The organism is Robertmurraya massiliosenegalensis JC6 (genome assembly GCF_000311725.1).
Classification (GTDB): Bacteria; Bacillota; Bacilli; order Bacillales; family Cytobacillaceae; genus Robertmurraya; species Robertmurraya massiliosenegalensis.
The window spans coordinates 345,542-353,328 of the sequence record NZ_HE978516.1; the positions used below are offsets into that span (position 1 = coordinate 345,542).

Annotated in this window: 8 protein-coding genes and 1 pseudogene; 3 read left to right on the plus strand and 6 right to left on the minus strand. The window is 35.8% G+C overall.

Translation table 11 applies throughout. The features are described 5' to 3' along the window. Window positions 1–9 precede the first annotated feature (9 nt). Entirely contained in the window at window positions 10–810 is an 801-nt protein-coding gene (locus BMSHG_RS20690) for a CPBP family intramembrane glutamic endopeptidase (RefSeq protein ID WP_019156388.1), read from the minus strand. Window positions 811–1,197: 387 nt separating this feature from the next. Here BMSHG_RS20690 and BMSHG_RS20695 point away from each other — a divergent pair, with 387 nt between their 5' ends. The 3 genes from BMSHG_RS20695 (at window position 1,198) to BMSHG_RS20705 (ending at window position 3,771) form a co-directional block, all read left to right on the plus strand. Then, window positions 1,198–2,277, plus strand: coding sequence for a nitric oxide synthase oxygenase (locus BMSHG_RS20695; RefSeq protein WP_019156389.1), 1,080 nt, complete (start codon window positions 1,198–1,200; stop codon window positions 2,275–2,277). Between the two features lie 124 nt (window positions 2,278–2,401). Beyond that, window positions 2,402–2,884 (plus strand): HXXEE domain-containing protein, encoded by a 483-nt coding sequence (locus BMSHG_RS20700; RefSeq protein WP_019156390.1) that lies wholly within the window; start codon window positions 2,402–2,404, stop codon window positions 2,882–2,884. Window positions 2,885–3,111: 227 nt separating this feature from the next. After that, window positions 3,112–3,771: an MOSC domain-containing protein gene (locus BMSHG_RS20705; protein ID WP_019156391.1), complete on the plus strand. Its 660-nt coding sequence runs from the start codon at window positions 3,112–3,114 to the stop codon at window positions 3,769–3,771. 198 nt (window positions 3,772–3,969) lie between these two features. Here the strand turns inward: BMSHG_RS20705 and BMSHG_RS20710 are convergent, their stop codons facing one another. From BMSHG_RS20710 to BMSHG_RS29170, 5 genes and pseudogenes are all read right to left on the minus strand, one after another. Beyond that, window positions 3,970–4,593 carry a phosphatase PAP2 family protein gene (locus BMSHG_RS20710; RefSeq protein WP_019156392.1) on the minus strand — a complete coding sequence of 208 codons (624 nt, stop codon included), beginning with the start codon at window positions 4,591–4,593 and terminating at the stop codon, window positions 3,970–3,972. 442 nt (window positions 4,594–5,035) lie between these two features. Continuing rightward, window positions 5,036–6,091: a DUF4179 domain-containing protein gene (locus tag BMSHG_RS20715; protein ID WP_019156393.1), complete on the minus strand. Its 1,056-nt coding sequence runs from the start codon at window positions 6,089–6,091 to the stop codon at window positions 5,036–5,038. Then, entirely contained in the window at window positions 6,060–6,605 is a 546-nt protein-coding gene (locus BMSHG_RS20720; protein WP_019156394.1) for a sigma-70 family RNA polymerase sigma factor, read from the minus strand. Before BMSHG_RS20720 ends, BMSHG_RS20715 begins: the two co-directional genes overlap by 32 nt. Window positions 6,606–7,219: 614 nt before the next feature. Next, window positions 7,220–7,459 (minus strand): hypothetical protein, encoded by a 240-nt coding sequence (locus BMSHG_RS20725; protein ID WP_019156395.1) that lies wholly within the window; start codon window positions 7,457–7,459, stop codon window positions 7,220–7,222. After that, window positions 7,456–7,787 (minus strand): annotated as a pseudogene (locus tag BMSHG_RS29170) (AAA family ATPase); the annotation flags it as partial. The pseudogene BMSHG_RS29170 and the gene BMSHG_RS20725, both read right to left, overlap by 4 nt.

The following is a 7,787-nucleotide window of genomic DNA, read 5'->3' on the forward strand; positions in this document are numbered from 1 at the left end:
TGACCAAAACTATACTAATCGTCTATTCTTCTGGTCGTACATCACTACGGTTACAATTGAAAAAAGAACTATCACAGTATTTGCAGCAATGGTTCCCTCCCATGTCATAGTCATGGTGCCAAAGATCGGAGATGCAGCATTGAACATAGTATGGAATAATACACACAGAAACACTCCGCCTTTTCCTGATATTTTGTAGATGGCCCCGTATAAAAATCGAAATGCCATCAGTTGAACGGCAAACATCCAAAAGTTAATAAGCCCCTCTCCGTGATTCGTCCCAGGAATGAAGAAGAGAGGGATATGCCATAAAATCCAAATGGCTCCAACAAAAACAGAAGATAGAACAAAACCATATTTTTTGGCAAGTGCAGGCTGCAATATGTACATCCAGCCAGCTTCCTCCAAGCCACCAATAATGAGATTACCAGGTAGGGATAGGAAGAACGTAAAAAATGGAAGCGCCATTTCTGTGCTGCCTGAAACTGCGATATGGATCAAAAAATACAATGCTAGCGCTGCAGCAACAAACAAATAGAGAGAGAGGTTATTTTTAACGTAAAAAACCGTTTTCAACCATTCCTTAAAATCTGCTATTTTGTTATTTTTCTTTAGAACGATATATGAAGCAATAGCGGGCGACAAAATATAGATTGCAAAAGGAATATTCATCACGAATTGCTGGAATGAGTGAACCCAATTATGAACCGAATATCCGAATTGCCCAAGAACAATCAAAGCACCTGACACAAGATAGGCTATTGAAAATGTCAGAGCCATAAATTGTACAATGATTTTTTTGTCTGTCATATTACTTCACCTCACGTTTTGAAGGAACATTATGCTTTGACTTTCTCCCGTGCAGCTCACGTCTTAGAAGTTTTTTCACTTGTTAAAGCCACATTTCTCATAACAATTATAGCTTACTTATTTCTTACCTGAAGATCCACAACTATTTAGTCTGCTTATATGTTTTCTATTAAAAAATAATTATAGATTTAAGAAGTAATGTCCCATTACTCTATTTCTCCAATAAATTGGTCTGTTTCGTACACATTCTCATTTATATACCCGTATTCATTATTCGTTTCTTCGTTTATTTGATAAATTGAATATATCCAATGTCGTTAAAGGGTTATTAGTATTCAAATCCATTATGATAAAATTAGAGCATAATGGATCATAGGAGGATTTATTTTGACTACCGAATTACTTCAAGAAGCCCATGATTTTATTCATTCTTGCTATAAAGAATTAAATAAAACGGAGCAGGAACTAGAAAATAGATTGAATGATGTTAAGCAACAGATACAAAGCGACGGCTTTTATGAACACACATTCGAGGAACTTGAATATGGAGCAAAAGTAGCTTGGCGCAATAGTAATCGTTGTATCGGAAGATTATTTTGGGATTCTTTACATGTTTTCGACAAGAGGAACCTAAACACAGAAGAAAAAATAATGGAAGCCCTATTTGAGCACATCGATTATGCAACCAATCATGGACGTATTCGCCCTACCATAACTATTTTTTCACAACAAAAACCGGATGCAACTGTTCGTATATGGAATCATCAATTGATCCGCTACGCAGGTTATAAAACAGAGCAAGGTATTATCGGGGATCCCCACTCTGTATCGTTTACAGAAACGTGTATAAATCTTGGATGGGAACCGAAGTTTGGAAGATTTGATGTCTTACCTTTAGTCGTTCAATTGAATGGGAATCCGCCAAAATTAGTTGAGATACCAGAAAAACACCTTCTCGAAGTTCCCCTTCGTCATCCACATTATCAATGGTTTGAAGATTTAAACTTAAAATGGTATGCCGTACCGATGATTTCGGATATGATCCTAGAAATTGGGGGCATTACGTATACGGCCGCTCCTTTTAATGGTTGGTACATGGGGACAGAAATTGGAGCACGAAACTTAGCAGATGAAGCACGGTATAATATGCTTCCGCAAATAGGGAACTTAATGGAATTGGATGTTCAAAGTCATAGTACGTTATGGAAAGATCGGGCACTTTTAGAATTAAATGCAGCGGTCTTACATTCATTTAAGGAAAAGGGAGTTAGTATCGTTGACCATCATACCGCTGCTCACCAATTTAAAAAATTTGAAGAAAAAGAAATGGAGAGCGGTCGTTCGATTTCAGGAGATTGGACTTGGCTTATCCCACCATTAGCACCGGCTACAACACATATTTTCCATAAGCCTTACAATAACGAAATTAGAAAACCAAACTATTTTCATCAACCAAAACCCTATTAATTTTTTGCGAGAAGGAGTCACTAATTTATTTTCCTAAATAAGAGTTGTTACTGGCACTATCCTAAAGAAGGAGAAGTGCCTTTTTTGTTGAAGTAGTAATTGGAAAAACACAAAGGAGAATGCTATGAAAAACGATTACGTGGTTTTCTTTTGCCTAGCGATTACTTTACATAATTTAGAAGAAGCGCTATGGTTACCTCAGTGGTCCCAACTTGATTTACCTTTTCAGCAACCCGTAACAGCGGACGAATTTCATTTTGCCGTGTTGATGATTACCGCACTTGCATATTTAGTGTCTTTTCTATATTTAAAATTCCCCAAATCAAATGGAATAAAATGGGGATTCATTGGTTTCTTAGGCTCTATGATTTTCAATGCCGTTTTTCCGCATTTATTCATTACGCTATTAACGAACACATACGCACCTGGTTTAGCGACAGCCCTTATATTAAATGTTCCCATCAACACGGTAATCCTTTATAAATTACATGAATCAGGTTTAATTACTGTAAAAGAAATCATGATGTCAACAGTTGTCATCGGAATGATTTTATTAGCGATAATCCCTCTTTTATTTAAGCTGGGAGGGAGTTTAATCATCTTTTAATGCTGTTTTCGTATAGATGGTGGTTATTTGTAAAAAACCAGAAGCCGGTTTTATCCTTACATGCCTATACATGAAGTGTGCGACGCACTTTTCGCTCCCTAAATCAGGCATTTTGTTTCTTATTGCTTTCCAAAACAACCGTGTTTGCGAAATAATTAGTTGGGATTTATGGACAGAAAATTCCTTTCATGTCATAACAACTATCACATTATTAGGAGGAGATACATATGCAATCTCAAACGATTCACCTTATTAATCTTGCTATTGGAAAACCGAAAGACATGCGTTACGGTTCAGAGGAGAAGATATTGAACACAGCCATTCAAAAGGAGATTGTAAAAGAAGCTCACTTGATGAAGGAAGGATTTATCGGCGATGGGGTGGCAGATTTAGTAAATCATGGTGGATTCGATCGAGCCGTTTGCTTTTATCCTGCTGAACATTATTCTTTTTGGGAAAAAGCATATGGAAAAACACTAGAATCATCCTCATTTGGCGAAAACATAACGATTTCGGGTTTAGATGAACGTACCATCTGTATCGGTGATATCGTTCAAATCGGTGAAGCGACTGTCCAAATTACAGAAGGTCGCGTGCCTTGTAAAACCATTGATAGACGCACGGGAATGGAAAATCAATTTAAAAAAATGATAGAAACTGGTTACACAGGATATTTCGGTAAAGTTCTGAAGGAAGGAAAAATTCGTTCAGACGACAACATCAGCATCATTTCCAGAAATGAAGATGCCGTGACTGTATACAAAGCACACCAAATCTTTTTTCGACAAATCGTCGATGAAGATACACTTGAGCAATTAATCACAAATCCATCGCTATCTGATAATTGGCTTCAGCATTTGAAGCGCTTACAGAGAAGCAATGAATGAGATAGCGGGTCTGGTTCTTGGTTTAACAGTACTTAGGTAATAAATTTTTGACACTAAAACAAAAGTTAGGTAAAGCCCGTCTTATTAAAGGTGGTAAGTTTTTGCTTTTCCATCCTAAAAAGAGAGGGCTTTACAGTATGATCATTTTGAAAGTAACGCTGTTCTGCTAGCTTTCTGTCGAAGGAAACCTTTTCAATCTCATCCCTTCAGTTGAATAAATCCCCATATTGTAAAAAAAAGCCAACTTCCACTTATTAAATAGGCACCGATAATATCACTTGGATAGTGCACACCTAAATAAATTCGACTTATTCCAATGAAAAAAACCAACAAGGTACTGATGCAAATCAGCATAATTCTTCCACTTTCCTTAGGAATATGCCTCCACAGTATAAAGCTAATAATTCCATACAATGATAGTGCTGCCATTGCATGTCCACTAGGAAAGCTGTAGCCATCTTGTATAATCATTTTATATAAATCAGGTCGAGCTCTTTGAAAAAAATGCTTGAGTAGTACATTTAAGAGAGTAGAGCCAATTAGTACGAAAACAAAAAGGATGAGTTCAATTCGTTGATGAAATACCTTGTATAGGATCAATAATAGGATAATTGAAATCACTATCACCTGTACGATATCACCGATATAACTAAAGAACTTCATAAAATAAGTGAGCATTGGATGTTCTAGTCCTTGAATATTACTTATGATTTTCAGATCTAGATTTTCTATAAAATCGGATTTATAGACCGTTGCTAGAAAAATAAATAAGGCCAAGCTAAATAGACTCATCAAAAGTAAATGGTTGTATGTTGTTCTCAATGAATTCCCCACCAAAGTATCATTTATTTTACTATTAACTTCCCCTTTATTTTCGAATTCATGAAACTAATAGTGTTAATAAGCGCGATGAAAAGTCCATTATTGAGGCGTTTTCGCAGTGAATGAGCGGCAAAATTATGGTTCAAGTTACAAGAACTGTGACTCAAATCATAATTTTCCCATTAAATAAAGCATAAGCTCACTGCCGATAGCATTAGCATTAGCAACCTACTCTTGCCAACGGAAATCCTCTTTTCCCTTTTTTACGGGTATTATACTGGGTCCAATTGTGGTTCTTTACAGATTGTATCCAACCGATAAAACTATGCCATATTCAAAGTTGAAATTTCATAATAGTTCCTAAAAACGGTTAGTACAAAAAACAAGAAGAATCCAAGAGATATCATATCCTCCTGGTATCCTTCTTGTTGTTTTACTGGTACTAATGTAGTGGAATCTCAATTGTTTCAAGCTTGAATGGGGGTTTGGCAAGTTCCAATTCTACTCCATTTTCCCCCTTACTTGTTTCCTTGTAGCTAGTTACAGTAGGCGTAATGAAGATAGCTGTAGCGTCCTCAGCAATCTCTGTCGTTATCGCTCTTCCGCTCTTTTTAATATCACTTCCAAAAGAACCATTTGTCACCATAGTATATACGTTACCTAAGTTATCCGACAGTTCATAATCAAAAAAGACAGCGGACAATTTTTCTTCTCTCCACACTTTTCGATCTACACTTTGATTAAAATAGAAACTTGTAGAAATCGGGGTTGTAGTCATATTTTTTAGTTCTACTTCCATCCCCTCTCCTTTGGTTACACGATTCTCAAATTTTTGTATATCACTTTCAACTTTATCCAAAGTAAAATTAAATGACCAATTACCTTCCGTTTGATTTTTCCTATCTTCGAGTGAAAAGATTGATATCCCTTCTAAAGTGAAGTTAATGCTATCAGGACGGTTCCCATTTAGTATGTTAACCGTGTATATCCCAGCATACTTATGCTCATCTAATTTCTTCGTTAATTGAGTTCCACTTGTCTGTCCATGTAGCTCCTTAAAATAATTCGGATCCGATTCTATAATTGGCTCTTCCCCTAAATCATGTTCACTATCAATCATATAAGCAATGGTAATATTCTCACCATCATACACAGCTTCTGTTAATGTGATACGGACGCCATTACTTTCTTCTGTTATATCTAATTTTGTAGTATAACTATCGTATTCTTCAAAAATATATTCTCTATCATTATCCTCAAACAGCTTGAATATATTTCCGATAACCGGCAATTTTTCCGCAAATGAAGGAAAAGAAAAACCTAAAGTAATCACAGTTGTGAGAAATAGAACCGCTGCAGCAGGTAGAATTCTTAATAAGTGATTTTTCTTCTTTACCTTTATTTCAGCTCTTTGTATACCTATACGAATAGATTGCCGAACATCCTCTTTTGGAACTTCTACTTGTTCAAAAATTTCCTGTAAGAACTTTTCTTTCATCACACTTGTCCCCCTTTAGGTTGGTTTTTAATTGTTCCTTCCCCCTGTGGAGATATGTTTTTACCGTATTTTCGGGGATGTCCATGATAGTAGCTATGTCTTTTATCTGAAGATCTTGGAAATAAAATAGAATAATAGCAGCACGATGTGTTTCTTTCAAATTTTCAATAGCCCTAAATAAGTCAATTTGTTCAATGTTATAAACTTCTTTAGTCGATATAAACTGCTCCATATTTTCACATGGTAGATCTCTTTTTCTCTTTTTTAGAAAATCATATGCAGAGTTTATCAGTATTTTTGTTAACCAAGTGGCAAAGTATTTATTCTTCTTTAATGTCTTTATAGCGATGAAAGCTTTATAGCTCGTTTCTTGTACCACATCCAAAGCATCTTCTCGATTACCCATATATAAAAATGCGGTTCGATATAATTGGTCACTATACAACATCAGAAGTTCCTCAAATGCATCAGCATCACCAGCTTTTGCTTTCTTAATTAATTTGATATGATTCATCTTCCCCCTCCTCTCTCTAGCCATTAGATAGTCAATACATGGGAAAAGTTTCAAAAAAATAAAAAAACGCACTAAACTCCATAGTTAACACGTACTAAATGTCGATTATTTTTCAGTTACTTTCGTATAAATTCAACAAAAACAGGCCTTAATCCTTCTTGGATTAGGACCTCTTGCCCATACTGTCATAAGGTAGAACTTCATTGCAATTCATTCCAACGCGAAATACTTATTCCTATTTTTTTCTAACTGACATATAAGGTACACTAAAAATTGAACGTATGTTCTTTTTATAGCAAATGTTACTTAAAACATAACTTTGCCATGCTTTAAACCATAAGATTGACAAGTTAAAAAATGCATTATTATCAACGACTTTCATTATTCAACCTTAAACATTTATAGCTATTGGTCATTAGAGATACCTATACTCAAGATGAAAACCGATCTCTTTTGTAACTCTTGACATTATTATGGTTTAGTTTATTTACTCCTGACTGTTAATGACAATCTCATATGCCCAACAACTGACAGACCGAGTTGTCCTTATTTTGCTTGAGTTGTTGACCAAAAAGAATGGGAAGCTCTATATTTAATCAAGCTTCCCCAACATTTTAAAATTGAATCTCATAGATTTCGTTCATTCTCAAATTAAGCCTTACCTGTTCTGTTCCTATTTCTACATACCAAAGTCGTTGACCAGCTACTTTTAGCCGACAAGGTATACGTAGTTTGTTACCAAGAAGGAGATGAAAAGACTCCCCTGGATACATTGCTTTTCCATAATCTCCTACAACCTTTAGCCAACATCCGTAGTCCTTGTGAAACTGCATGTACATCTGTCGATTCTTCATGATAATTCACCTTGAATAACATGTTTCACCATATGATCATCGATTATTCGACGCCCATTTTGAGCTCCATATAGAAGGCTGTGTGTACACACTTTATTTATTAGTCGGGGAGTTCCACCTGAAAAGCGATGTATCTCTTCTAACGCACCTTCAGAAAAGATTTGCTGATCAATTCCTGCATATTTTAAGTGTCGTGAGACATAATCATCCACCTGTGCCCGATCGTAATGTCCTAATTTGAATTGAATATCAATTCTTTGGCGAATAGCTGCGAATGACTGAAGACGTAGGCGATCCCACAACTCACTTTGTCCTACAAGAATAAGGG

Coding starts and splice junctions, on each gene's coding strand:
- BMSHG_RS20715 (WP_019156393.1), bottom strand. CDS start 6,091: ATGAAAGAAAAGTTCTTACAGGAAATTTTTGAACAAGTAGAAGTTCCA.
- BMSHG_RS20720 (WP_019156394.1), bottom strand. CDS start 6,605: ATGAATCATATCAAATTAATTAAGAAAGCAAAAGCTGGTGATGCTGAT.
- BMSHG_RS20705 (WP_019156391.1), top strand. CDS start 3,112: ATGCAATCTCAAACGATTCACCTTATTAATCTTGCTATTGGAAAACCG.
- BMSHG_RS20690 (WP_019156388.1), bottom strand. CDS start 810: ATGACAGACAAAAAAATCATTGTACAATTTATGGCTCTGACATTTTCA.
- BMSHG_RS20700 (WP_019156390.1), top strand. CDS start 2,402: ATGAAAAACGATTACGTGGTTTTCTTTTGCCTAGCGATTACTTTACAT.
- BMSHG_RS20725 (WP_019156395.1), bottom strand. CDS start 7,459: ATGAAGAATCGACAGATGTACATGCAGTTTCACAAGGACTACGGATGT.